The 22,011-nt window shown below is 57.1% G+C and carries 24 protein-coding genes; 3 read left to right on the top strand and 21 right to left on the bottom strand.

The window, feature by feature from the left end; all coding sequences use genetic code 11:
• The first annotated feature begins 58 nt into the window (after window positions 1-58).
• Both HYPMC_RS01915 and HYPMC_RS01920 read left to right on the top strand, forming a co-directional pair.
• The gene (locus HYPMC_RS01915; RefSeq protein ID WP_013946074.1) at window positions 59-643 is read left to right on the top strand and encodes a TetR/AcrR family transcriptional regulator; all 585 of its coding nucleotides are present in this window, start codon (window positions 59-61) and stop codon (window positions 641-643) included.
• Window positions 644-701: 58 nt separating this feature from the next.
• Complete coding sequence (locus tag HYPMC_RS01920) at window positions 702-1,283, top strand: nucleoside 2-deoxyribosyltransferase (protein WP_013946075.1); 582 nt, start codon at window positions 702-704, stop codon at window positions 1,281-1,283.
• Between the two features lie 60 nt (window positions 1,284-1,343).
• Here HYPMC_RS01920 and HYPMC_RS01925 read toward each other — a convergent pair whose 3' ends face one another.
• Entirely contained in the window at window positions 1,344-2,117 is a 774-nt protein-coding gene (locus HYPMC_RS01925; RefSeq protein ID WP_013946076.1) for a carbon-nitrogen hydrolase family protein, read from the bottom strand.
• A gap of 218 nt (window positions 2,118-2,335) precedes the next feature.
• Here HYPMC_RS01925 and ssuE point away from each other — a divergent pair, with 218 nt between their 5' ends.
• Window positions 2,336-2,881 (top strand): NADPH-dependent FMN reductase, encoded by a 546-nt coding sequence (gene ssuE, locus HYPMC_RS01930; RefSeq protein ID WP_013946077.1) that lies wholly within the window; start codon window positions 2,336-2,338, stop codon window positions 2,879-2,881.
• 91 nt (window positions 2,882-2,972) lie between these two features.
• Here ssuE and HYPMC_RS01935 read toward each other — a convergent pair whose 3' ends face one another.
• From HYPMC_RS01935 to cybH, 20 genes are all read right to left on the bottom strand, one after another.
• The gene (locus HYPMC_RS01935) at window positions 2,973-4,289 is read right to left on the bottom strand and encodes an NtaA/DmoA family FMN-dependent monooxygenase (RefSeq protein WP_013946078.1); all 1,317 of its coding nucleotides are present in this window, start codon (window positions 4,287-4,289) and stop codon (window positions 2,973-2,975) included.
• Window positions 4,290-4,425: 136 nt separating this feature from the next.
• Window positions 4,426-5,238 carry an ABC transporter ATP-binding protein gene (locus HYPMC_RS01940; protein ID WP_024275294.1) on the bottom strand — a complete coding sequence of 271 codons (813 nt, stop codon included), beginning with the start codon at window positions 5,236-5,238 and terminating at the stop codon, window positions 4,426-4,428.
• The gene (locus HYPMC_RS01945) at window positions 5,235-6,053 is read right to left on the bottom strand and encodes an ABC transporter permease (protein WP_013946080.1); all 819 of its coding nucleotides are present in this window, start codon (window positions 6,051-6,053) and stop codon (window positions 5,235-5,237) included. Before HYPMC_RS01945 ends, HYPMC_RS01940 begins: the two co-directional genes overlap by 4 nt.
• 1 nt (window position 6,054) lies before the next feature.
• A complete protein-coding gene (locus tag HYPMC_RS01950; protein ID WP_013946081.1) occupies window positions 6,055-7,125 on the bottom strand; it encodes a putative urea ABC transporter substrate-binding protein in 1,071 nt (356 codons plus the stop codon).
• Between the two features lie 338 nt (window positions 7,126-7,463).
• Window positions 7,464-8,441 (bottom strand): helix-turn-helix domain-containing protein, encoded by a 978-nt coding sequence (locus HYPMC_RS01955; RefSeq protein WP_013946082.1) that lies wholly within the window; start codon window positions 8,439-8,441, stop codon window positions 7,464-7,466.
• A 325-nt stretch (window positions 8,442-8,766) separates the two neighbouring features.
• On the bottom strand, window positions 8,767-9,372 hold the full coding sequence (locus HYPMC_RS01960; protein WP_013946083.1) for a HupE/UreJ family protein: 606 nt from the start codon (window positions 9,370-9,372) through the stop codon (window positions 8,767-8,769).
• A gap of 33 nt (window positions 9,373-9,405) precedes the next feature.
• A complete protein-coding gene (gene hypE / locus HYPMC_RS01965) occupies window positions 9,406-10,476 on the bottom strand; it encodes a hydrogenase expression/formation protein HypE (RefSeq protein WP_013946084.1) in 1,071 nt (356 codons plus the stop codon).
• The gene (gene hypD / locus HYPMC_RS01970) at window positions 10,473-11,603 is read right to left on the bottom strand and encodes a hydrogenase formation protein HypD (RefSeq protein WP_013946085.1); all 1,131 of its coding nucleotides are present in this window, start codon (window positions 11,601-11,603) and stop codon (window positions 10,473-10,475) included. The genes hypE and hypD overlap by 4 nt, the downstream gene beginning before the upstream one ends.
• Before the next feature lie 28 nt (window positions 11,604-11,631).
• Complete coding sequence (locus tag HYPMC_RS01975; RefSeq protein WP_013946086.1) at window positions 11,632-11,913, bottom strand: HypC/HybG/HupF family hydrogenase formation chaperone; 282 nt, start codon at window positions 11,911-11,913, stop codon at window positions 11,632-11,634.
• Complete coding sequence (gene hypF / locus HYPMC_RS01980) at window positions 11,883-14,342, bottom strand: carbamoyltransferase HypF (RefSeq protein WP_013946088.1); 2,460 nt, start codon at window positions 14,340-14,342, stop codon at window positions 11,883-11,885. Before hypF ends, HYPMC_RS01975 begins: the two co-directional genes overlap by 31 nt.
• Window positions 14,343-14,352: 10 nt before the next feature.
• Window positions 14,353-15,861, bottom strand: coding sequence for a sigma-54 dependent transcriptional regulator (locus HYPMC_RS01985; protein WP_013946089.1), 1,509 nt, complete (start codon window positions 15,859-15,861; stop codon window positions 14,353-14,355).
• 4 nt (window positions 15,862-15,865) lie between these two features.
• Window positions 15,866-16,744: a hydrogenase nickel incorporation protein HypB gene (gene hypB, locus HYPMC_RS01990; RefSeq protein WP_013946090.1), complete on the bottom strand. Its 879-nt coding sequence runs from the start codon at window positions 16,742-16,744 to the stop codon at window positions 15,866-15,868.
• Window positions 16,744-17,085, bottom strand: coding sequence for a hydrogenase maturation nickel metallochaperone HypA (gene hypA / locus HYPMC_RS01995; protein ID WP_013946091.1), 342 nt, complete (start codon window positions 17,083-17,085; stop codon window positions 16,744-16,746). Before hypA ends, hypB begins: the two co-directional genes overlap by 1 nt.
• On the bottom strand, window positions 17,078-18,004 hold the full coding sequence (locus HYPMC_RS02000) for a Uptake hydrogenase (protein WP_013946092.1): 927 nt from the start codon (window positions 18,002-18,004) through the stop codon (window positions 17,078-17,080). The genes hypA and HYPMC_RS02000 overlap by 8 nt, the downstream gene beginning before the upstream one ends.
• Window positions 18,001-18,843 (bottom strand): [NiFe]-hydrogenase assembly chaperone HybE, encoded by an 843-nt coding sequence (gene hybE, locus HYPMC_RS02005; protein WP_013946093.1) that lies wholly within the window; start codon window positions 18,841-18,843, stop codon window positions 18,001-18,003. The genes HYPMC_RS02000 and hybE overlap by 4 nt, the downstream gene beginning before the upstream one ends.
• Window positions 18,840-19,676, bottom strand: coding sequence for a hydrogenase expression/formation protein (locus HYPMC_RS02010; protein ID WP_013946094.1), 837 nt, complete (start codon window positions 19,674-19,676; stop codon window positions 18,840-18,842). Before HYPMC_RS02010 ends, hybE begins: the two co-directional genes overlap by 4 nt.
• A gap of 12 nt (window positions 19,677-19,688) precedes the next feature.
• Window positions 19,689-20,072, bottom strand: coding sequence for a hydrogenase (locus HYPMC_RS02015; protein WP_172636527.1), 384 nt, complete (start codon window positions 20,070-20,072; stop codon window positions 19,689-19,691).
• 10 nt (window positions 20,073-20,082) lie between these two features.
• Window positions 20,083-20,463 (bottom strand): HypC/HybG/HupF family hydrogenase formation chaperone, encoded by a 381-nt coding sequence (locus HYPMC_RS02020; protein WP_013946096.1) that lies wholly within the window; start codon window positions 20,461-20,463, stop codon window positions 20,083-20,085.
• Window positions 20,405-21,019 carry a HyaD/HybD family hydrogenase maturation endopeptidase gene (locus HYPMC_RS02025; RefSeq protein ID WP_013946097.1) on the bottom strand — a complete coding sequence of 205 codons (615 nt, stop codon included), beginning with the start codon at window positions 21,017-21,019 and terminating at the stop codon, window positions 20,405-20,407. Before HYPMC_RS02025 ends, HYPMC_RS02020 begins: the two co-directional genes overlap by 59 nt.
• Window positions 21,020-21,262: 243 nt before the next feature.
• Window positions 21,263-22,006: a Ni/Fe-hydrogenase, b-type cytochrome subunit gene (gene cybH / locus HYPMC_RS02030; RefSeq protein ID WP_013946098.1), complete on the bottom strand. Its 744-nt coding sequence runs from the start codon at window positions 22,004-22,006 to the stop codon at window positions 21,263-21,265.
• Between the last annotated feature and the right edge of the window lie 5 nt (window positions 22,007-22,011).

Here is a 22,011-nt window from a genome sequence, read left to right on the forward strand (position 1 = left end):
GAGGGTGCCTCCATTTATATACGGAGGCATTCTCCGTTTATCAAGAGGCATTTCGTGTGTGAGCGATAAAGGTAAGCCTACTGCGGCCCGGAAGGTCCGCGTCGATGCGGAGCGCAATCGGCTTCGCCTGCTGGAAACAGCGAAAGGGGTCTTTGCGGACAAAGGATCAGCCGCGAGCCTGGAGGAGATTGCACGCGATGCCGGTGTCGGCATCGGAACGCTGTATCGGCATTTTCCGACGCGCGATGCGCTCATCGAAGCGGTCTATCGCAACGAGACCGAGCAATTGATGGCGGCGGCTATACGGCTCGCGAAAGAGCGACCGCCGGTCGATGCGTTGCGTGCGTGGTTGCTTATTTTTGTCGACTACATGGCGATCAAGCACGGGATGTCGGAAGCATTGAGTTCACTCGTTTGCGGACCGTCAGATCTTTACGCGTCATCCGGCGCCAAGGTCACCCAGGCGATCTCGACGTTGGTCGAAAACGCGACGGCGAGTGGCGATATTCGGCTGTCGGTCGAGCCTCTCGATCTTTTGCGGGCGTTGGCCGGCGTCGCGACGATTGCGACGGGTCCATCGGGAACTGATGCGGCCAAACGTTTGGTCGATATTCTCCTGGCGGGAATTTCCACGCGCACATAGTCAGGGTGACAGGCATCGTCTTGTCCTGTCGTGCGCGGGGGCAAAAGCGGGAGGCATTGTGTCGAACTACAAGATTTATCTGGCGGGGCCTGAAGTATTTTTGCCCGAATTTGGAAAGCCAGTCTTCGACGCAAAAAAAGCGCTGTGTGCTGAATTTGATTTCGAGGGCGTATCACCGATGGACGGCGAGCTGGATCTCGGCAAACTCTCGGCGTTCAGCCAGGGCATCGCTATTTATCGCGGTAATCTCGATCACATGAAGAGATGCGATGCCGTGATTGCAAATATGACGCCCTTCCGGGGCGTGAGTATGGATCCAGGCACGGCATTCGAAATGGGGTTCATGGCTGCCACGGGCAAGCCGGTCCTCGGCTACACGCATGTGACGTCGCCGTTCCATCAGAGATCGAGCGGATATTACGAACATGGTCGAGCGGATTTGCTGGAGATGTACAGCGCGGGCACGTCGGTCGAGCGTTTCGACATGTCGGACAATCTGATGATGGTGAGCGCCGTACATGAGAGCGGATTTCGCGTTCATCAAGTGGATGTTCAGGCGGGAACCGAACTGACTTCCTTGGAAGGATTTCGCTCCTGTTTGATTGATTTGTCGGCGCTTTGCGGCAATCGGCGAGTATAAGACGTTTTCAATAGAACTCTTCGGTACGTCGGCCCTCGCGCCGTATGCGAACGATGTCTCTTATTTCTCTGCTGATAGTCGCAGATCATCGCTCTGTGTTGAGAGCGAACCTATAGGATAGGTGGTCGGGAGTTCCGCAAGCAAAAGTGCTTCGCCACGAATGCCCGCTCTCGCTAGGTCCAGGCCGTCGGGACCGCTGATGCCGCTCATGCCTGTATACTCAAGTTCCGCTTCGGTACCGCAATGATTTGCGTAGGCGAGAAATAGTCCATTCTCAAGTGCGCGGGCGCGGACGAATGTGGTCGGAACCTCGACAAAGGGAAGCATATTCGCGGTTGGCGCGACGATGAGATCCGCGCCGCGTCGCTTCAATGCGCGGGCGAATTCTGGAAATTCGATATCGTAGCAGATCGCCATTCCGATCGTGCAGTCGCCGAGGCGGGCGACGACCAATTCGTCACCGGCGGTGAACAATTCTTGTTCCTTCGGACCGAACAGGTGAATCTTCCGATAAAGCGCGACGAGATTGCCCTGCGTGTCGAAAAGGGCGGAACTATTGAAAACGTTTTTTCCGTCGCGTTCGGCAAACCCAACACATATCGCGCAGCTTTCGCGTGCTGCGATTTTAGCGACGGCGGTGAGCGAGGGGCCATCCATTGCTTCTGCCAACTCGGCTGCTCTGGAGCCGATGTTGTATCCCGTCAAGAATAGTTCGGGCAGAACGACAAGATCGGTCCCCCAGCATGCCGCTGTGTGGACGGCTCTACTGATCGTGGCGATATTCTTCGCTTTGTCCCCAAGTGCAGCGCTTACCTGACAGACAGCCAGTCGCATTTTATTTCAGCTCCGTATCCTGGATTACTCGTTGAGTGGCGCCTGCTTTGGCGGATCTGATCGCAAGCCTCTTTGTAAGTGCGCCGGCTTTCAAGTCTGAAGTTTGACCCCATGCACGGATGTGCAAAGGCTTATGCATCAAAGTGCAAGACCTCTGCGGCATAAGAGTTATCGTGCACTTTATGTATATCGAAGCCCACAGGAGCTAAGTGACCTTGATGCCGTCTATCCTTGTCGTCTCTGCCAGCCCTTCCGAGAAATCGAAGACGGCAGCATTGGCGCAGCATGTTGCCGATCGTCTGACTTCGATGGAGATGGAAGCCCGGCACTTGCGGCTGAGGGATTTGCCGCCCGAGGCGTTGGTGCGCGCGGATACCAAAAATACTCAGATCGCAGAGGCGGCGGCTCTTCTTAAGGACGCCCATGGCGTCGTTTTGGTTACGCCTACCTACAAGGCGTCCTATTCCGGCCTGCTCAAGGTTTTTCTCGATCTTCTGCCGCAATATGCGCTCGCGGGTAAAGCAATCCTTCCTCTGGCGACTGGCGGAACGTTGGCCCATGCGCTCATGCTTGATTACGCGTTGCGACCGGTACTTCATGCGCTTGGCGCACGTCATTCCGTCCAGGGACATTTCGTTATCGAGAGCGTTCTCGATCCGACGTCAGATGGACTGATCACAGACGCGCGTTATAGCGAGATGCTAGATCAGGTGGTCGGTCAATTCGATGAAGCCGTGAAGTTTGCTGCGAAGAGCGTTGCATAATAGAGGTACGCTCTGTTCCTTTTTTTTGTTGTCAGTATTTTGTCACGGGACGAGGCGGAGGATGAGATCGCATCCTCCGCCTCTCATCGCATTAGAACGCGACAAGATTTTCTTTCAGGGTCTTGCCGGTGTATTCGGTGCGAACCAGACCTTTTCTTTGCAGAACAGGTACGAGGCCGTCGCACACTTCGATAACGGTCCGGCGGTTCGTCGATTGCACGGGTGTCGTGATGAGAAAGCCGTCACCGCCAACGGCGGCCATTGTGTCAGCCATTTTATCCGCAACTTGTTCTGGCGTTCCCACGAGTTCGACCGAACCAACGATGCCGCCGGATGCTTCGACGACGAGCTGACGAAGCGTCTTGTTCGAACCCCATTGCTGGAACATGTCGAGCGAGCCCTGTTCGCCGTTCGTGATAAGCTTCTCAGGCAGCGGCTTGTTGATGTCGTACTTCTTGAAATTGATATCCGTGATGGCCGAGATGAGCGCGAGGCATTGTTCCAGAAACATTGGATCGGACGTCTTGCGCGCGTTCTTTGCCTTGGCCTCTTCTTCCGTTTCCGCGAGAACCGGTGCGACGAGGAAGAGTATCTTGATGTCGTCCGGATTGCGGCCGTGGGCTTTGGCGCGTTCTCGTACGTCGTCGCGGAATGCTTTCATCTTTTCGATGCCCGGCGCCACGGCGACGATCGAGTTGGCGTGCCTGGCGGCGAAGTCTCGGCCTTTGGGAGATCCGCCGGCCTGCACCAGAGCGGGCACGCCTTGCGGTGAGCGGACGGTATTGAGTGGGCCGCGGCACTTGAAGAATTTGCCTTCAAAGTTGACCGCGTGAACTTTTCTGAAGTCGGCATACGTCGATGTCGCGCGGTCGCGAATGACTGCATCCGGCTCCCAGGAGTTCCAGAGTTTGTAGCACAGGTTCATGTATTCATCGGCCATCTCGTACCGCAGCTCGCGAGGAGGTAGTGCATCGAGGCCGAAGTTTTGTGCAGCAGCGTTTTCTGCCGAGGTCACGATGTTCCAGCCGAAGCGGCCGCCTGCGATGCTGTCAACGGTCGAAGCAAGGCGTGCCAGCAGAAACGGCGGATAGGCCAGCGTCGACATGGTGGCGACGACGCCGAGTTTGCTTGTTGCAGCGCTGATCATCGTCGCCAACGGTACGGGATCATGCTTCGGTGCAAATCCAAGAGCGTGCTTCAAGGTGATTTCAGCGGTGCCGCCGTAGGATTCGGAAATGGCGAGTTTGTCTTCGAGCATGATGTAATCGAAGCAGGCACGTTCGAGCGACTGGGCCATTTCAACGTAAAACTTGCCGTTCCACGGGGCGCCGCCGTTCGAGAAGGGGCCTAACCATTCGTCGGCGGTGAAGTTCGTGAACCAGCCGAGATGGAAGCGTTTAGCGGTCATTCATTATCTCCATTGAGACGCTGTCGTTATTTGGTGCGTCTGCCCAACGATAAGATCCCGCCTTTTGCGTCCCAATGAGATTCTGCAGCCTTTGCGCGAAACGACAAAAATTCATTCCTGATAGGAGGGATGGTTGCTAGCGGTGGGAATTGGAAAAGAGGTCGATCACATGCGGGCTTTCGGAATTCTCCTGCCAGGAGGCTAGAGTTTCACCACGCTCACTCGGCGTCTGGCCGGCAAGGCCGACATCGCGAACCAAAGTTGCGCCGTAGGCATCGGGAGCTTGGGGATCGCGCCGGACTTTACCGAATTCGAGGACGCGCGTTGCCAACGTGAATGCTTCGGTCAGATCGTGCGTGACCATGAAGACTGTCATCTGGCGATCTTGCCAAAGCTGGTGCATCAGCGTGTGGATGTTCGATTTAGTCGGCGGATCGAGGGCGCCGAAGGCTTCGTCAAGAAGCAGGACTTTCGGACTGCAGAGAAGCGCTTGGGCGATCGCAAGTCGCTGCTGCATGCCGCCCGAGAGTTGTGCCGGATAGTGGTTTAGGACGTGACCGAGGCCAACACGCCCAAGCATATCAGTTGCGGAACTTTTCGCTTGTGCGCGTTTATTGCCGAAGAGATGTCCGCCCATTTTTGATTGCGCGAGTTCTGTCCCGAGCATTGCGTTGCCAAGAACGGTGAGATGGGGAAAAACGGAGTACCTCTGAAAGACGATACCGCGATCGCGCGCGGGCTCAGTTGATATCTGTTCCTCACCGACCAGAATTTTACCGCGGGTCGCGGGCTCCATGGATAACAGCAGACGGAGGAACGTCGTCTTTCCGCATCCTGAGGGCCCGACAAGGGCGCAAAATTCGCCCTTTTGGACCGTGAAATTCAATCGCTCGAGTACGGTCGCACTGCCGTACTCCTTCCAGACATTCTTGATCGTAATTTCACTCATGGGGCGGCCGCCTTTGCCCACGGAAAGAGCCTCGCACTCAGGATGCGCAGACCGTAGTCCATCAGAAATGCAAGAGCTGTGATCCAGATGACGTAGGGTATGATGATATCCATCGCGAGGTAGCGGCGGACGAGGAAGATGCGATAGCCCAGGCCGTCGGTTGAGGCGATTGCTTCCGCAGCGATGAGAAACAGCCATGCGGGTCCGATTGAGAAGCGCAATCCATCCAGCACGCGCGGCAGCATTTGCGGCAGGACGATCCGCGTCATGATCTGCCAAGTCGAGGCGCCCATTGTTTGCGCTTTCACGAGGAGTTCGTATGGCATCTGCTCGATACGCAGCGCCAGATCGCGAATAAGATAGGGCGTTACACCCAGAATGATCAGGACGATCTTAGAAAGTTCGTCGAGACCGAAGGCGATAAACAGAATCGGCAGAAGGGCAAGCGGCGGGACCAACGCCAGCACGGCCACGAACGGATTGGCGAGCGCGGCAGCGTAGGGAATAAGTCCGAGAAGAGTACCAACGACGATGGCGATCACGAAGGACGTGCCCAAGCCAATGGCAAGACGCCGGAGGCTCGAAAACGTATCGGCCCAAAACAGATACTGACCGGTGCGTGTATCTTCGGAAAAGGCAAGATGGGAAATTGCCGATCCCATCGCGCTGAAGGGCGGCAGGAGTTTGTCGTTGGGATTGGCATGCAACCTTATCTCGGAGCAGATGAGATAGAGGATGATGAGGGCGATAAAGGGCACCAACCCGAGGAAACGTGCAATCCTCGGGTTGGGCTTTATATTGATGATGCGCGGCACCTCAGAGCTTTCCCTCGGCGGCCATCTCCGTAAACTTGGTGTTGAAGCGGAATTTGATGTTCTTTGGGTCGCCGATCGTGGACCCGTCGGGGAATTCGATGCCGACGACATCTTTTGACGCCGCGTTTTGGCCAAGCAGGCCGTGCTCGAATGAGAACGTGCGGACGAGATCCATGATCCTCTTCATCTCGGCAGGGCTTTCGAATTTCAGCGTCTCTGCCGGAGTATTGAATAGGTACGTGGTGGCGAGCTGAGCCTTGAAGCCCGGGACATCGGTGCCTGATGCTGCAGCCATCGACGCGATCGCCTTGTCGGCTTCCGGCGTTCCAGAGTTCATCAGGGCCAGCATTTCATACCAAGCGCCCGTCAGAGCTTTGCCGAAATCGGGATTGTCTTTCAGCGTTTGGGTGTTCACGGCCATGACGTCCATGATCTCACCGGGGATCTTGGAGCTATCGAAGACGAGCGTTGAGCCTGGAACCTTTTTGATGTCGCTCAGCATCGGGTTCCAACTCACGATGTTCTGAATATCGTTAGAGCTGGTGAAAGCTGCGACGCCGTCGCTCTCCGTCGTGTTGACCGTCTTCACGTCGCGCTCTGACAACCCCACGCTATTCAAGGCGCGCGCGAGCAGGTAGTGGGAAACCGAGAACTCGACGAGGTTGACCTGCTGGCCTTTGAGGTCGGAAACCGATTTGCCCTTCTTCATGACGATGCCGTCGTTGCCGTTCGAGTAGTCGCCCATGATGAGGACAGTCGTGTCGACGCCGCCGACGGCCGGGATTGTCAGTGTATCCATTGTGGCCATGCCGCAACCGTCGAACTTACCGGCGGTATATTGGTTGATGGATTCGATGTAGTCATTGAGCTGAACGATATCGATGGTGATGTGATATTTGTCGGCCCACTTCTTGAGGATGCCGTGGTCGGCGAGGTAGCCCCACGGCATCCAGCCTGCGTAGATCGACCAGGCAACCCGGAAGTGATCTTTCTTCTCCGCCATCGCGGGCGTCATGAAGGCCAGACTGCATGTCGCGAGTGCGATGAGTGCCGTGAGTAAGCGTTTTCGCATCAAATTAATTCCCTGGGTTTGCCGTGGTCGAAACTTCGCAAGTTCGTGCGGAAGCCGCCGGCAATGCCGAGCAGCCTTATTGGCTTCGGAGAATGGAAGTTCTGATGGTGTGTTGCCGGAGCTTGCCAATTCAGTTGGGGGCTCCGTGCATTTGCTTGGCACGATAACAGTCTGATCTGGCCCACACTTGCGGGTGAGCGCACAATCGATTGCGCAATCGCGCAACGTGTCATTTTCGATTTGAAAAAATCGTGCGCACGATGCAGGCAGACGGGTTGCCGCAAGAGCGTCGGCCCCGGAGCGCCATTATCCTTCGGAAAATCGTTTCAGCTTGCGCGTCAGGAGGGCATTTGCGCGCGTTCTTTCGCACGCGAGGCAGCGGCGCGCATTTCGCGGGGCGTCATTCCATAGCGTGCCTTGAAGTGCCGGCTGAATTGCGCTTGATCGCTGAAGCCCCAGCGATAAGCGATTTCGCTAATGCTCTCTTTTCTGTGGGTTTCGGCAAGTTGCGCGCGGCATGCTTCCAAACGCGTGTCCCGGATCCATTGCGCTACGGAGATGCCGCTGCCCTGAAAGAGCGTGTGAAGATAGCGCACGGAGATATTGCAAGCCCGTGCAATCATATCGAGGGAGAGCGATGGATTGCCGATGTTTTGCTTCACAAAGCGCTCGACACGACCGAGATGTGCGCGCTGAACCGACGTCTGAGCGCTGTTTGCTGCGTGATCGTCGGATTGAAGGGCGAGTACGAATAGCTCGATAAATGTGTTGCCGACGCCTTCGGCGGAGGCTTGCTCGGATGAGCCGAACCGCAATGGAACGTGGCGAACCATATCGAACAAAAGGCCGCCAACTCCGCAATCGCCGTCGAAAAGGCGGCCGAAGAATGGGTCAAGGGAGCGGATATACCGTTTCACGGATGCCAGCGGTATCTTCAGGCACCAGACTTCATTCGGGGTTGCTTGGAGAAAGTCAGAAGGCGTGCGGCCTTTTTCGATGAAGAATTGTTTTTTCGGGCACGTCAGCTCGATGCCGTCCTGTGCGAAAAAGATGTCGGAAGCCGATGAGAATGATACGATGATGTTATCTTCGTTATCGCTTTGGACGTGCTGGGTGCCGCGAATATAGCGGATTTCGTCGGACCGCATCCAAGTCAGCGTGGCGGTGCCGAGGTCCCAATTTCGCAGGACGGCGTTGAATGATTCAGGCTGCCGATATGATGCTTCGACCGGAAATATCGTTTCGGAGACCGCATCCTGCCATGTGCGGATGCGTTGCGGTGGGGGCATCGCCTCGACAGAAAATTCGCGGTACATCCAGTCATTCCGCTGCGGTGAAAGCCAACGGGAGGAAAGCAACTTTGATGCCAGTCACAGATTGCGATGAGATGCACGGAAAAAGCGCTATTTCTCAACCTAGCGTCGAGAGACGCAGTTCTTGAGAAAACGGGGGGTCGGCTGAATTATTTGCGAAACGCGCAAATTTTGGGCCGAACGCTCGCGACCAGTAGTGGTATGAACACTGCGATAAGGAAGCCGCGCTGCACTTATGATACCGTTGCAAGCGCCGTCGCTGCCGTTGGCGCTTGCATCAACTTATGTGGTCGGGCCGCAAACCCGAGCTTCTCTCTGTGAAATTATGCTACGCTGAGAGCCAGCCTGCCAAGAGTGACACGCCCGCAAGTGCGCCTGCGGTTCCTGCCAAAGCATTGAGCAGCCTTGAGCGAGTAGGACCCAGGCGATCGAGGCTCAAACCCAATGCTAGGCCGGAGACGTGAAGCAGGGCGGTCGCGCAGACGAATCCTGCGGCATATGGAAGGAATGCAATTCCAAGCCCGATGCCTTCGGTGCCATGCGCGTGGCCGTGGAAAACTGCAAAAAGTCCGACGAGAGCCATCGCTGCAATCGTCGGTAGCCTGACGCCGAGTGCAATGGCCAAGCCCATAACAACGACGGAAAAGCCGATGCCTTCCTCGACCATCGGCAGCGGCCAACCGTAGTAGCCGAGTGCTCCACCAAAGATCATTGTGCCGACAAATGCCGACGGCACGAGCCAAAGCGCGGCGCCTCCGAGATTGGCTGCGAAAAGACCGACAGCGACCATCGCCAGAATATGATCGATACCGCTCATGGGGTGGACGAAGCCATGGCCGAACGTATCGACGGGACCCACGCCGACGTGGGCAAAGGCAGGTCCTGCGGTTAGAACAAGGGCGGCACACGCGAGTGCCGGTAGTTTTTTCAACATCGTGTTTTCTCCCGGTGGGTGTTTCATAAGACGTCAACAAATTCTTGGAAGCTGCTCGCCGACCAGCATGTCGACGATGCGAGTGCCGCCGAAAACAGTGCGCATGGTGACGCGACCAGGCTCTCCCGCCATTACTTCGCCGACGATTTCCGCGTCGTGCCCTAAGCTGTGCGTACGAAGAGCTTGAAGCGCTGCGTCGGCTTCATTTCGCGGCACGATCGCAACGAGTTTTCCTTCGTTGGCGAGATAGAGCGGATCGAGTCCGAGGATTTCGCAGAAGCCCTTCACTTCTGGTCTGAGCGGTGTGCGCTCCTCATCGACTACGATCGACACGCGAGATGCGTCAGCGATCTCGTTGAGGACGGTGGCGATGCCGCCGCGTGTCGCATCACGTATGGCGCGTGTGTGGGGCGCGGAGCGAAGCAGGGCGGCAATCAATCCGTCGAGTGGCGCGCAATCGCTCATGATCGGGCTGTCGAGCGCCATATCGCCTCGAGCGCCGAGAATTGCCGCGCCGTGATCGCCAAGGAAACCGTTGACGAGAACGACGTCTCCCGCTTCCGCAAATTCGGCGCCAAGCGAGATGCCCTCGGGAATGACGCCAATGCCCGTCGTTGTCAGAAAGACTTTATCGCACGCGCCCTTGTGCACGACCTTCGTATCGCCGGTGACGATACGAACGCCGGCGCTGCACGCCGTCTCGGCCATGGAGCGCGCGATCCGGCGCAGCAGATCAACTTCCACACCTTCTTCAAGGATTGCGGCGCAAGAAATGTAGAGTGGCTTGGCGCCTCCCACAGCGAGATCGTTGATGGTGCCGCATATTGCGAGCTTGCCGATGTCGCCGCCCGGAAAGAACAACGGATCGACGACGAAGCTGTCGGTTGTGAAGGCGACACGGTCGCCCAGCTTCGTTAGCCCGAGAAGATCGATGCGGGCCTGGTCTTCCAACGTTCCGTGGCCTTCGCGATCGAAGACGGAAATGAAGACATCATCGATCAGATCCTTCATCGCCTTGCCGCCGCCGCCATGTGCAAGGGTCACGTTCGGCACAGAGACGGTGCCCAGTCGGCGGGCTCGCCGGTTGATAGGAATTACATTCATGACGCCACCGCCTGCTTTTTCACGCCGCCGTACTGATAGTAAGCGGCGCATGCACCCTCGGAAGAAACCATGAGCGCACCAAGCGGCGTCTCCGGTGTGCATGCCGTTCCGAAGACTTGGCATTGCCAGGGCTTGATGATGCCCTTGAGAACGTCGCCGCATTGGCACGCTTGTGGATCGGCGATCTTCAGATGCGGCATCGCGAATTTGCGTTCGGCATCGTATCTTTCATAGGCGTCGCGGATACGCACGCCGGAGTGATCGATCGACCCGAGGCCGCGCCATTCGAAAAACTCGCGAAGCTCGTACACCTTGAAGACTGCGTCGAGCGCCTGATGATTGCCCGCCTTAGGGACAATGCGCTTGTATTGGTTCTCGATCTCGGCTCGTCCGTCCTTGATTTGCTTTAGAACCATCCAGATCGACTGAAGAACATCAAGCGGCTCGAAACCCGCGACAACCATGGGCCGCTTATAATAGTGCGCCACGAATTCGTAAGGATCGGTGCCGATCACCATCGAGACGTGCCCTGGCCCCAGAAAGCCATCGAGCTGCATGTCTGGGCTATCCAGGATTGCCTTGATCGTCGGCACGATAGTGATGTGGTTGCAGAAGACCGAGAAATTCGTGATGTCTTCAGCCTCGGCCTGAAGGATCGTCAGTGCCGTCGACGGCATCGTCGTTTCAAAACCGATACCGAAGAATACGACCTCGCGATCCGGATTTTTACGGGCGAGCGCCAGCGCGTCCATCGGCGAATACACCATCCGGACGTCAGCACCTGCTGCCTTAGCTTGCAGCAAGCTCTTGCGTGAGCCCGGAACACGCATTGCGTCGCCGAAGGTCGTGCAGATGACGTCGGGCCGTTCCGCGACAGCCACGCAATCGTCGATCCGGCCCATCGGGAGGACGCATACCGGACATCCAGGGCCGTGCACCAATTCGATCTCCTTGGGCAGCATGCCTTCAAGCCCGTAGCGGAAAATCGAATGCGTGTGGCCGCCGCAAACTTCCATGATCGCGATGGGTCGCTCCTTGGCGATATCGATTTCGCTCACGAGAGCTTCGATCTCCTTCACCAGCGTTTTTGCCTTGTCGCGGTCGCGAAATTCGTCGACGTACTTCATGGCTTCATCTCCCGGTTTTTTACGCGGTTTATTGCAGGCCTGACGCGCGCATAGCTTCCATCTCGGCCTGTGCTTCCCCGAGTTCGTGCAAAATCCGCAGTGTTTCTGCGGCTTCGGCTTCATCGATTCGGCTCATCGCGAAGCCGACGTGAACGAGCACCCATTCGCCGACACACGTTTCAATCGGATTGTCGTCATCGATGATGCAGGCGACGTTCACCTGCCGTTTAACGCCGCTCACGTCGACTGTGGCAAGCCTCTTGTCTGCGTCGTCGATCTTTACGATGCGGCCTGGAATACCGAGACACATGAGGTGCTTCCTTCGTTCGTTTTGTTTTTTGCAGCTGTGATGAGTTGGGCAGCAGCGATTACCGCCTGACCGAGCGACAATCCTCCGTCGCCGGCCGGCACGTCAGCGTGTGTCAGGACCTTGAAGCCTTTTGCTTGTAATCGGCCAAGGACTTGTTCGAGCAAAATTCGATTGTTGAAGCAGCCGCCAGACAGCGCGACGGTGTCGAAGCGTGGTTCTGTCTCGTCTTTGCGGATCGCGAGGCTGGCAGTCATGTCTACGATGCCTCGCGCGAGCCCTTTGTGAAAGCGAGCCGCCATGACGCCAATTGGCGTCTTCTGCATCAGGTCTTCAAGAATGGCCTGCCAAGCGGCGAGAGGTTCGATGTACGGAAGCCGCGTGCTTCCGAAATTTACAATCGTAAAAGGATAGGACAGCGCATCGTCTTCGTGCAGCAGTGCATTGTCATCCACCGCGGCCTCGAGTTGCGCCGCGGCCTCGCCTTCATAACCTTGCCGGTCGAAGCACAGACCAAGAGCCGCGGCTACCGCATCGAATAAGCGCCCGCACGATGAAGCTTTTGGCACGTTGATGTCGGCTTGCAGCATGGCGTCGACGATTTGGCGCGGCTTTGCATCGAGGCGGCGAAAAACGTCGAGATCGCTGAAACGCTTTGCGTATTCCGGCCAACCCATCTCGGACGTGAGATGTGCGTAAAGATTTCGCCAGGGCTCGCGGGAGGCCACATCGCCACCCGGCATTGCTACCGGCTTAAATGTAGCCAGCCTCAAGGAGCGCGCGTAGTCGGCGAGTAGAAATTCTCCGCCCCAGATTTCTCCATCGTCGCCGAAGCCAAGACCGTCGAGCGCAATGCCAAGAACCGGAGCACCATGAAGCTCGCGGCCGTTCTCCGCCAGGCAACTTGCGATGTGGGCGTGATGATGTTGAATCTCGATAAGCGGGGCGACCTGCTTTCGGGCAAGGCTCTCGGCATGCGTTCTGCTGCGATAGCTGATGTGGCGATCGCAGACGATGACTTCCGGTTGAGCATCGAGCATCCGACAATAAAGGTCGATCGTTCGCGCGAAATCATTGCTCGTCTGGATGTCGTCGAGGTCGCCGATATGCTGAGACAACACTGCGCTACTGCATTTCAAAACGCAAAACGTGCTTTTCAAATCGCCGCCAAGTGCGATGAGTGGTGGAGCCGCTTCGAAACCTTGTGGCAATCTCATCGCCGCTGGTGCGTAACCGCGCGAACGCCGAATGATGCGCGCTTTGCTGGCGGCTATGCGCACGACTGAGTCGTCTACGCGGTTCAGAACATTGCGATTGTGAACAAGTGCGTAGGGCGTGATATCAGCGAGATTCGATTTTGCGTCTTCGTCGGAAATGACTTGCGGTGAATCTGAGCGATTGCCGGAGGTCATAACCACGGGGCGATCAACGTTCTGAAGAAGAAGGGCGTGTAGTGGCGTTGTCGGCAACATGAAGCCGAGCGTTCGCAAACCTGGAGCAATCGCCTCGGGGAGCCGTTCGGGGCCGTTGGCATCGAGAAGGACGATTGGCGCGGCGGCGCTCGTCAGTGCGGTCTCATCATCCGCTGACACGGTCGCATGCTGCCGGATGACATCAAGGTCTCGCGCCATCAGGGCAAATGGTTTGCGGTCGCGGTTCTTGCGATCACGCAAGCGCTGTACCGCGTCGGTGCGGGTTGCGTCGCACGCAAGTTGGTAGCCGCCAAGTCCTTTAATCGCAACAATCTCTCCCCGAGAAAGGAGATCACGCGTTGCATCGATGTCGTCGCGCATCAATGTGCGGTCAAAATCGAGGGGCTTTCCATCCAAACGGATCAAGCGCGCTTGCGGTCCGCAAGCAGGGCATGCCGTGGTTTCAGCATGAAACCGCCTGTCGCGGGGGTCGGTATATTCCGCTGCGCACTCGGGGCAGAGATCGAATGCCGCCATGCTCGTCGTTGCGCGATCGTAGGGAATGCTCTGGACGATCGACAGGCGCGGGCCGCAGTTTGTGCACGTTGTAAATGGATAGCGGTAGCGACGCGAGAGGGGTTGGGTAATTTCTCCGGCGCAATCGGGGCAAAGTGCGGTGTCGGGAGAAATTTCAGTATTGCCGACGCCGACCGTGCTTTCTTTGATCTCAAACGTTTCGGGTATATCACCGGCAAAGGTCGTGAGGTCGATGGATGCAACGGAGGCGAGTTCAGGAGCGTTCGTTCGAATTTCGCGCACCAGCGCGTCAATCGCTTGAAGATCGCCACGAACGCGAATGAGCACACCGTCAGCATCATTTAAAACATATCCCCAGAGACCAAGCTGATGCGCATTTCGCCAAACAAAAGGCCGGAATCCGACGCCCTGCACGCGGCCGCGAACGCGGATTTCGACGCTTGAATCCGAAGTCTTATTGGCGATGCATGCAGCACTCTTCATCGCTTTTGCCTCAGTGCGGAAAATCGGATTCGGGCTCGATCTCGGACAGCAGGGCGTCCGCGTCGCTTCCATCTTCGATGTCGTAACGGAGAAGCTTTGCGCGCAATCCCACTCGCGACAGGCCGAGCTCTTCTGCGGTGCGCGACTTGTTGCCTTTGCAGCGGATCAACGTCTCGCGAATGATCTTGGCTTCCAACCGCTCCACGCGCTCGCGCAACTGTCCGGGACCTCCTACAAATGTATCGACGATAGGGTCCGGAACGGCTTCGGCGCCGTCAGCATAGAGAATGTTGGTATCGAGTAAGTCCGCGCCCAACGTCTGGTCCTTCGACAGGATCAGCATTCGCGTAACCTGATTTTCCAGTTCGCGGACGTTGCCGGGCCACGAATAGGCACACATCCGTTTGATCGTCTCAGGCGCGAATTCCACGGCTTTCAAACCGTGACGGATCGCGGCGCGTTCCAGAAGTGCATTTGCCAACGGCGCAACATCGCAAATGCGTTTACGTAAAGGCGGGACTGAAATCGGGAAGGTCGCCAAGCGATAGTAGAGGTCATCGCGAAAGCGTCCGCTTGCAACCTCTTGCGCGAGATCGCGATTGGTGGCGGCGATGACACGGACGTCGACTTTTACCGTGTTGTTGGCGCCAACCGCCCGGACTTCACCTTCTTGCAGGAAGCGCAGCAGCTTCACTTGAAAAGCCGGCGAGATGTCGCCGATTTCATCGAGGAAGATCGTGCCTTCATGCGCTTGGCTGAGAAGACCCAGCCTGTGGGCGTGCGCCCCCGTAAAGGCGCCTTTCTGGTGGCCGAAGAGTTCACTTTCGAGAAGATCATCCGAAATGGCGGCGCAATTCACCGCGTAGAACGGCTTGTCCGAACGTAGGCTGCAGTAGTGGATGGCGCGGGCCATCAGTTCCTTGCCTGTCCCGGTTTCACCGAGGATGAGCGTCGGGACATCGAACCCTGCAATGCGCGCTGCCATATCGCACACTGCATTGAGTGGTGAACCCGGTGCGCGGACGATGTTGTCGAAGTTGAAGCCTTTGCGAAGCTGCTTGCGCTGTTCGTTCAAGCGATTTTGAACAGACGGTCCGAGCAACTTCAACTCGACGGAAAGACGTTCATGCTCGCGTTGGAGCATGAAAAGCTGTGTCGCGTTGCGGACAACGAGGAGCAGCTCCTCGGGATGCCAAGGCTTCGAGATGAAATGATAGATCCCGGCCTTGTTCACGAGATCGATGATATCGTTCGGGTCGGTATAGCCGGTAATCACAACGCGCATTACTTCGGGCCAGCGACGTCGCGCCTCGCTCAACACGTCGACGCCTGACATCCCAGGCATCCGCTGATCGCACAGGACAAGCTGTATCCATTGGTTTTCTAGAATGGATAATGCTTCCGCTCCGCTGGTCGCGGTGAAAACCTCGAAATCGTCTTCGAGGGTACGTTTTATCGCCTCGACCGAGCGCTGTTCGTCGTCGACGACAAGGACGGCCGGTTGATGCGCGTTCGACATCTCGTCACTCTAGACCGGCTGCCAGCATCAGATTGTCGAGGCGGGCTTTGACCGCATCGATCGCTTTGAGCGCCACGGCCTTCCGCCGCGCTTCGATCCAGCGCAACCAAGACTGCATTCCTTCACCGCTTTTTGCCGAAATCCGAATGACTTCGATATCGGGATTGATGCGCCGTGCGTTCGCTTCGCAGGCATCCATATCGAAATCGACATGCGGCGCCAGATCAACTTTATTTAGCAGCATGAGCGATGCCGCCGCAAACATGTGGGGATACTTCAGGGGCTTATCCTCCCCCTCGGTCACCGACAAAATCGCGACCTTGCTGTCTTCGCCGAGATCGAATGCGGCTGGGCAGACGAGGTTCCCAACATTTTCGATGAACAGCACGTCGCGCTCATGAAGATGCAGATGATCGATGGCGTGCTGGACCATCGATGCTTCGAGATGGCAGCCTTTTCCTGTGTTGATCTGAATGGCTGGGACGCCGGTTGCGCGAATGCGCATGGCGTCATTGTTCGTTTGCTGATCGCCTTCGATGACCGCTATGCCTTTGGCGCCCATTTGCCGAATCGTCTCGACGAGCAGCGTCGTCTTTCCAGAGCCGGGACTGGAGACTAGATTAAGAGCGAGGATCGCAAGGCTTTCGAGCCGTTTGCGATTACGCTCGGCGAGTCGATTGTTTTTCGACAGAATGTCTGCTTCGACCGCGACGAGCCGATTTTGCGAAATGCCCTCGACGTGAAGCCCAGCCTCGCCGCCGCTATAGTCGAGACTTCCGTCTTGACCATGATGGTGATGGCCATGACCCTCCTGAGCGTGGGCATGGCCGCCGTGGCCAGCTGTATTGACTGCTTCCGGGCCGCAGCCGCAAGTCGCACACATCAGATCACCTCCAAGTCCTTGATACGCAGTTCATCGCCACCGGTAACCCGCAAGCGCGCACCCGAGCAAAGGGGACACTCGGAGCCGTGTGTTTCGATATCGACGGTCCGATTACAATCAAAGCACCAAGCCTTCCCGGGAAGATCGATGATCTCAAGCGCGGCTCCATCTGCCACCGTTCCGCGCGCGGAGACATCAAAACCGAACATCAGGGCTTGTGGTTCGACACCGGCGAAGCATCCGATTTCAAGACGGACACGCGTCACACGATCGAACCGGGAGACCCTCGCCTGTTCAGCAATCAGATCAATAAGACTTTGGCAGATAGAAAGCTCATGCATTGCGCATTGCCTCCTCGTCCCATACGACCGGCATGCAGGGATCTGCGCACGTCATAGCAATGGCCATCTGTTGTCGCCTGACGGTATGGGGGGCTGTAGCGGCCGAGTTCAATAGTGTTTCGAGAAACGCCCCATTACCGGTCATGCCATCCGTTGGTGTCGCGATGCAATAGCTCTCGATCAACCCGTTGCGCAGACGTGCGGAATGCGTGAGGAGTCCGCGCGCCGCCTCGGCCCAGCCTTGGCCGTTCCGGATTGTGCCATGTCGGATTGCGATCTTATCCGAGCGTATTTCTTGGATGAGCGCGGCTGTCTCGATTGCCCGCGCGGCCATGCGCGCAAAGAGTGTGATGCCTTCCGCGTCGATGATGCGTTTCAAGCCCGGATGATGAATCACGCGGCCTATGAACGTCGGATCGCTGTCGTAGGCGACGCGACCCGGCGCCTTTGGCCATTGAGCAACCGTTGCAAGATCCGCGGCGATGTTGGCGCCGCTTTTGGCCATCCAAGTTTCGAAATCATTCAGCACAAGGTCCGATGGACCGTTGAAAACGACGCGCTCCAGATTATCGAGTTGCTGAGCCGTGAATTTTTTTGCCAGTCCCGTCATCGCAGCAATATCGGGTTGGCGGTCCAGTGCCACCGGCCACTCACGCAGCATGACCAGCGCATGCTCACGGAGCGTTTCGACTGCTATATGAAGATCTGCTTGCGTGTTCGGCGGCAGCCCCAAGGCTATGGCGGCTGCGGCGCTTTGGGCCGCCGGGCAGAGATTGAATATGAGAGGCACAAGCCGCATGGCTTCGGCGCGGCTCCGTCCGAGCAGCAGACGAGAGGCAGAATTCTCGCCTTTCGTTGAGAGTGTGATCCGAGGCTTTCCGCCAAGCTGCTTCAGCCCGACGGTGAGCGCCGGCATCATGATGCGCGCACCGGTGGTTGGTTGGCTGAAGCCTTCCTGCCGATCAGGATCGTTCGTCGGCTAAGAATGCCGTTATCCGGCGCGTTATCTTCATTGCCTTGCGGGATGATGTTTTCTTCCGCGCGCGCGATCTCGGCTTCGCGCAGCATACTGATATCGGCGACCCTGTCGGTCTCCTCGCGATTGGTCTCGTCGAATAGGCCGACGATTGCTGCTCGGGCAACGTCCGTTGCCTGCAATTGGCTCGCAAATTCGCCCATCGCAGAAAACAAAGAACATGCGAAATAGCTGCCGACCGGCGGCCGGCTGTTGTAGAGAAATTCATAGCGTCCGGACGGGAACGAAAACACCCGTTTGTCGCCGACTTGATGATGCGACCAGTCCTCGGCTGGGCCCGGCAGGATAATCAAATTCATGAACCATGGCGCGAGAAGGATGCCGATAACACGGCCTTCCCAAATTCGGAAGCCGATTGCTTCGACGCTGAGCGAGCGATTGCAAAAGGGCACGTCGCGCATCTTCGTGTTGAAGATATTCTGGAAAGCCTCTGCCAGTTGCTTCGGCCGTTCGGCCAACGTGGCCGCTAATTTTTGATCGTCATCTGTCGGCGCTGGCGCGCTGCTGCTGACCACCATGAACCCTTCACGTCCACCGTCGCATTGCGGACACCGCCAATCGGCGGGGAGGGCGGTAAATGGCATGCCGGGCCGAATTTGCCGGACCTCGTCTCCGACTGCAGGATCGTAGGTGTACCAGCAGATTTTGCATTCGAGAATCGTATCGCTGGCGATGTTGCTGCCGTTGCCCTTGAATGATCCTTCAAAACGTTCGCCGCTCATGACATGGCCTCGGCAACTTCGGCGAGACGCGTTGCCGAGTCGCGAATGTCCTCCGGCGCCGCGCATGCAACTTCGGGAATCTCCGAGACTTCGATGGTGTCGAGGATCAACGCGTCCTGCGAATTGTAATAGCGGACGCGCCAGACTGTCGGATATGCGGTCGCTTCGATTCGGCAGTTGCCGTATCCGCGAGAAAGGAACGTCGCCGGCCCCGTGCCGAGGGATGTTGCCAGATAGTCGAGGTCTTCCGGTGTGTGTGGCATCAACGTCAAATTTACAATGTGGGGTGCTGCGCGCTCGGTGCGCTGGTGCACCTGTTCGAGAATCTCGGTCAGCAGAAAGGGGCCATTCACGACGCCGGGGCCGGGCTCAGGAGGCATTGGTGGCATGTCGGAACGGCGCTTGAAGACTGCGTCTGGCACTGCGCCGATTTCGATGTGTTCGCCCTTCGGATTGCCGACTTCGCGAATTCGCCAAACTCCGGCAAACACCGACTCTTGAGCTTCGATGCGGGGTATCTCATCGATGCGCACCGCAATCTCTCCTTCGCCCAACGCATCGGCAAACGTCTTGGCATTTCTGCTATCGAACTCCGGCAAATCGAAACGCAGGTTTGCGTTGCCTTCCGTCCAGCCCGCAGCCAAATCCCCTATGCGGCGCAGAGCATTGACCGCCATCAAAATTTGGGACGGATCGTCAATCGAAGGAAAGTTCGGTTGAAACGTGCGCATGCCCGACGGCATCACCATGTAGTCGAGTTCGGCGCCGTCTCCCTCTCCGGGCTGGCTGCCGGGACCAAATCCGAGAGGCGGAAGGACAAAGCTTCTGGCCATTGCTTAATGCTCCTACTGGCGGACGGAAGTGGCGGGCCGGTCTAAGATGGTTTTGATCTCGGCAAGATAGTCCGTCCAATCGCGGACCTTCGGAATGGCCCCGGTCATCTCGCCATCGCAAAGAAAGATGAGCGATGGCACCGGCCAGACTTCGTATCGCTCTCGTAGTGGTTGCTCGATGGATCGGTCTACGACCGCTGCTTGGAAGCGATGTTGAAACGCCTGGACAAGTTCGGGAAGAATTGCGGCAACGTCATCGGTTTCAAGATTCGTCGCCGGATCTCCCGTGAGGAAGAGCACGCGTTCGCCCGGCTCCGCGAGAAAACATTCGAGCGTTGTTTCATCGAGAATGGGATAGCCCAAATCTTCCGTCAGGCGCTTTAGCACTTTCGACATCATTCGCTCCTTAACCGACGGATGCGCCGGATCTGCGTGCACGTTCGAGATGCGGAGGCAAAGACGGCTCTCGCGTTTCGAGATCGGAGAAGAATCCGGAGACGTTTTCTCCGGCCATTGCCGCTTCGAGGCCGCGCAGGGCTTCGGCGACAAGCGCCGCCTCAGTATCGTCAAGCCGCCTTCGCGCCACTTTGAGGAACACGAGAAGCCAGTCTCCAGTCTGGACTTGACCGACGAGACTGGTGTCGATGTCTTCCTGCACGCCGTCCCTATCGCAGATGGCCGAGAGGTCATTTGCGCGAATGACCTTCATGGGCGCGCCGATGCACATCTCAACTTCTCCAAGTGGATAGAAATCGTTCATCGCCGAAGCGGCAGGCGACGTCAGCATTCGGCCGTCCTTGCTCGTAGGCGCGTCGTTCAAGTGCGGCGGGGCCGAGCTCTTCGGGGACGGATGTCCGTTGCGTGGCCTGGACGCCGAGGCGGTCTAATTCTGCAAGTACGGCGGCCAGAGCGTCATCGATGCGGACTTCGGTCGCCGGCGTCAGCGATCCGCCGTAGTCTTCGATCACTGCGGGCTGCACGCCGACAAGGAGGATGCGCTTTGGTTCCCAGCCAAGCATTCGCGCTGTGGCCAGAACCTCCTGAAATCCGGCCTGATGAAGCGAGATTTTCTTGGCGCCCATAAAGGTCGGCACATCGTCGTCGGTGACGAGCTTCAGCGTTCCGGGTGTAAGACCGTAGTCAACAGCATCGAGAATGATTAGCGCCGCGCAGGACTGAACATGCGGCAGCAAATAGACGCCTTGCGTTCCGCCATCCATCACGAGAACATTGTCTGGAAACGTGTAGCGCTGGTGCAGGTATTCGACGGCGCGAACACCGAAGCCCTCGTCGGCCCACAAAACGTTGCCGATTCCGAGCACAAGAATTGAGACGTTTGTCACGTCGTCTCCCCTCGCCAGCTCTGTGGCTGGCTGCTTGTTTTGAGGGGAGCAGCATCAAGAAACGTGCCAGCGGGAAAAATAAATATGACATCAACAAATACAAGGCGTTACAGATCAATTTGATTTTCGTTCAATGATTTTTCGGAAGGTCGCCTTCCGAGGCTCCATACCAATCGACAACTTACTTTCCAATAAAAAAGGCAGCCTGGCGGCTGCCTAAGGGTGAGTGTGGGAGGACGAAGGTTAGTCTGGGTCGTCGTCTTTGAAAGTTCGGTCACCCGAGATCATCGTTGAAACGATGCTCTGACGGGACATGATGTCTTCGCGGATGGCGACGTAGATGTGAATGATGACGAACGTCAGGATAAACCACATGCCAAGCCTGTGTAGCGTGTGGACGTCATAACTCTGGCCGACAAGCGGGATTAGCCAGCCGAAGACCTTGTCCTGCCAGCTTCCGCGCTGGGCTCCTTCGGCGTAAAGCGCAAAGCCGGTAACGATCATGAATGTCAGGCCAAGTGTCATGAAAATAAACATGGCGACTTGAGCCAACGGGTTGTGCCCGACGTACTTCTTTGGTTGTTTTTCCAGGAACAGATACCAGCGTAGCTCGAACCAGACTTCCCTGCGCCACTTGGGATCCAAGAGCGGAAGACGAAAGAGCTGTTTGGAATGGAAGTTGCCGATAAACGACCAGTAGAAGCGGAAAATGAAGCCGATTGCGAGAATATAGCCTGCCGTGAAGTGGGTGAAGCGAATATAGCCCATCAGAAAATTGGCGCTCGCTTCGCCCGGCATCGTTGGCAGCGGGCGTCCGATGAAGAAGCCCGTCAGCGCGAGAACGAGGATCGCTGCGGCATTGATCCAATGCCACAGCCGAACCGGTGCTTCATAGACGTAAACCGACGTCTGGTGGGTCGCGCCGGGCAACGCCGGCGCGCGAGGGCGTGATGGGGATAGGCTTTCTGAATCGACAATGTCGGTCATGTTAC

The sequence above is a fragment of the Hyphomicrobium sp. MC1 genome, from assembly GCF_000253295.1.
Lineage (GTDB): Bacteria > Pseudomonadota > Alphaproteobacteria > Rhizobiales > Hyphomicrobiaceae > Hyphomicrobium_B.

Bases quoted from the DNA above. Each gene is read 5' to 3' on its own strand.
- hypA (WP_013946091.1), bottom strand. From the start codon at position 17,085: ATGCATGAGCTTTCTATCTGCCAAAGTCTTATTGATCTGATTGCTGAA.
- HYPMC_RS01960 (WP_013946083.1), bottom strand. From the start codon at position 9,372: ATGTTGAAAAAACTACCGGCACTCGCGTGTGCCGCCCTTGTTCTAACC.
- HYPMC_RS02015 (WP_172636527.1), bottom strand. From the start codon at position 20,072: ATGTCGAAAGTGCTAAAGCGCCTGACGGAAGATTTGGGCTATCCCATT.
- HYPMC_RS01950 (WP_013946081.1), bottom strand. From the start codon at position 7,125: ATGCGAAAACGCTTACTCACGGCACTCATCGCACTCGCGACATGCAGT.
- hybE (WP_013946093.1), bottom strand. From the start codon at position 18,843: ATGAGCGGCGAACGTTTTGAAGGATCATTCAAGGGCAACGGCAGCAAC.
- hypE (WP_013946084.1), bottom strand. From the start codon at position 10,476: ATGAATGTAATTCCTATCAACCGGCGAGCCCGCCGACTGGGCACCGTC.
- cybH (WP_013946098.1), bottom strand. From the start codon at position 22,006: ATGACCGACATTGTCGATTCAGAAAGCCTATCCCCATCACGCCCTCGC.
- HYPMC_RS01985 (WP_013946089.1), bottom strand. From the start codon at position 15,861: ATGTCGAACGCGCATCAACCGGCCGTCCTTGTCGTCGACGACGAACAG.
- HYPMC_RS01955 (WP_013946082.1), bottom strand. From the start codon at position 8,441: ATGTACCGCGAATTTTCTGTCGAGGCGATGCCCCCACCGCAACGCATC.
- HYPMC_RS01940 (WP_024275294.1), bottom strand. From the start codon at position 5,238: ATGAGTGAAATTACGATCAAGAATGTCTGGAAGGAGTACGGCAGTGCG.
- hypD (WP_013946085.1), bottom strand. From the start codon at position 11,603: ATGAAGTACGTCGACGAATTTCGCGACCGCGACAAGGCAAAAACGCTG.
- HYPMC_RS01935 (WP_013946078.1), bottom strand. From the start codon at position 4,289: ATGACCGCTAAACGCTTCCATCTCGGCTGGTTCACGAACTTCACCGCC.
- HYPMC_RS02000 (WP_013946092.1), bottom strand. From the start codon at position 18,004: ATGATGCCGGCGCTCACCGTCGGGCTGAAGCAGCTTGGCGGAAAGCCT.
- HYPMC_RS01975 (WP_013946086.1), bottom strand. From the start codon at position 11,913: ATGTGTCTCGGTATTCCAGGCCGCATCGTAAAGATCGACGACGCAGAC.
- hypF (WP_013946088.1), bottom strand. From the start codon at position 14,342: ATGAAGAGTGCTGCATGCATCGCCAATAAGACTTCGGATTCAAGCGTC.
- HYPMC_RS02010 (WP_013946094.1), bottom strand. From the start codon at position 19,676: ATGGCCAGAAGCTTTGTCCTTCCGCCTCTCGGATTTGGTCCCGGCAGC.
- HYPMC_RS02020 (WP_013946096.1), bottom strand. From the start codon at position 20,463: ATGCTGACGTCGCCTGCCGCTTCGGCGATGAACGATTTCTATCCACTT.
- HYPMC_RS01925 (WP_013946076.1), bottom strand. From the start codon at position 2,117: ATGCGACTGGCTGTCTGTCAGGTAAGCGCTGCACTTGGGGACAAAGCG.
- ssuE (WP_013946077.1), top strand. From the start codon at position 2,336: ATGCCGTCTATCCTTGTCGTCTCTGCCAGCCCTTCCGAGAAATCGAAG.
- hypB (WP_013946090.1), bottom strand. From the start codon at position 16,744: ATGTGTGCGACTTGCGGCTGCGGCCCGGAAGCAGTCAATACAGCTGGC.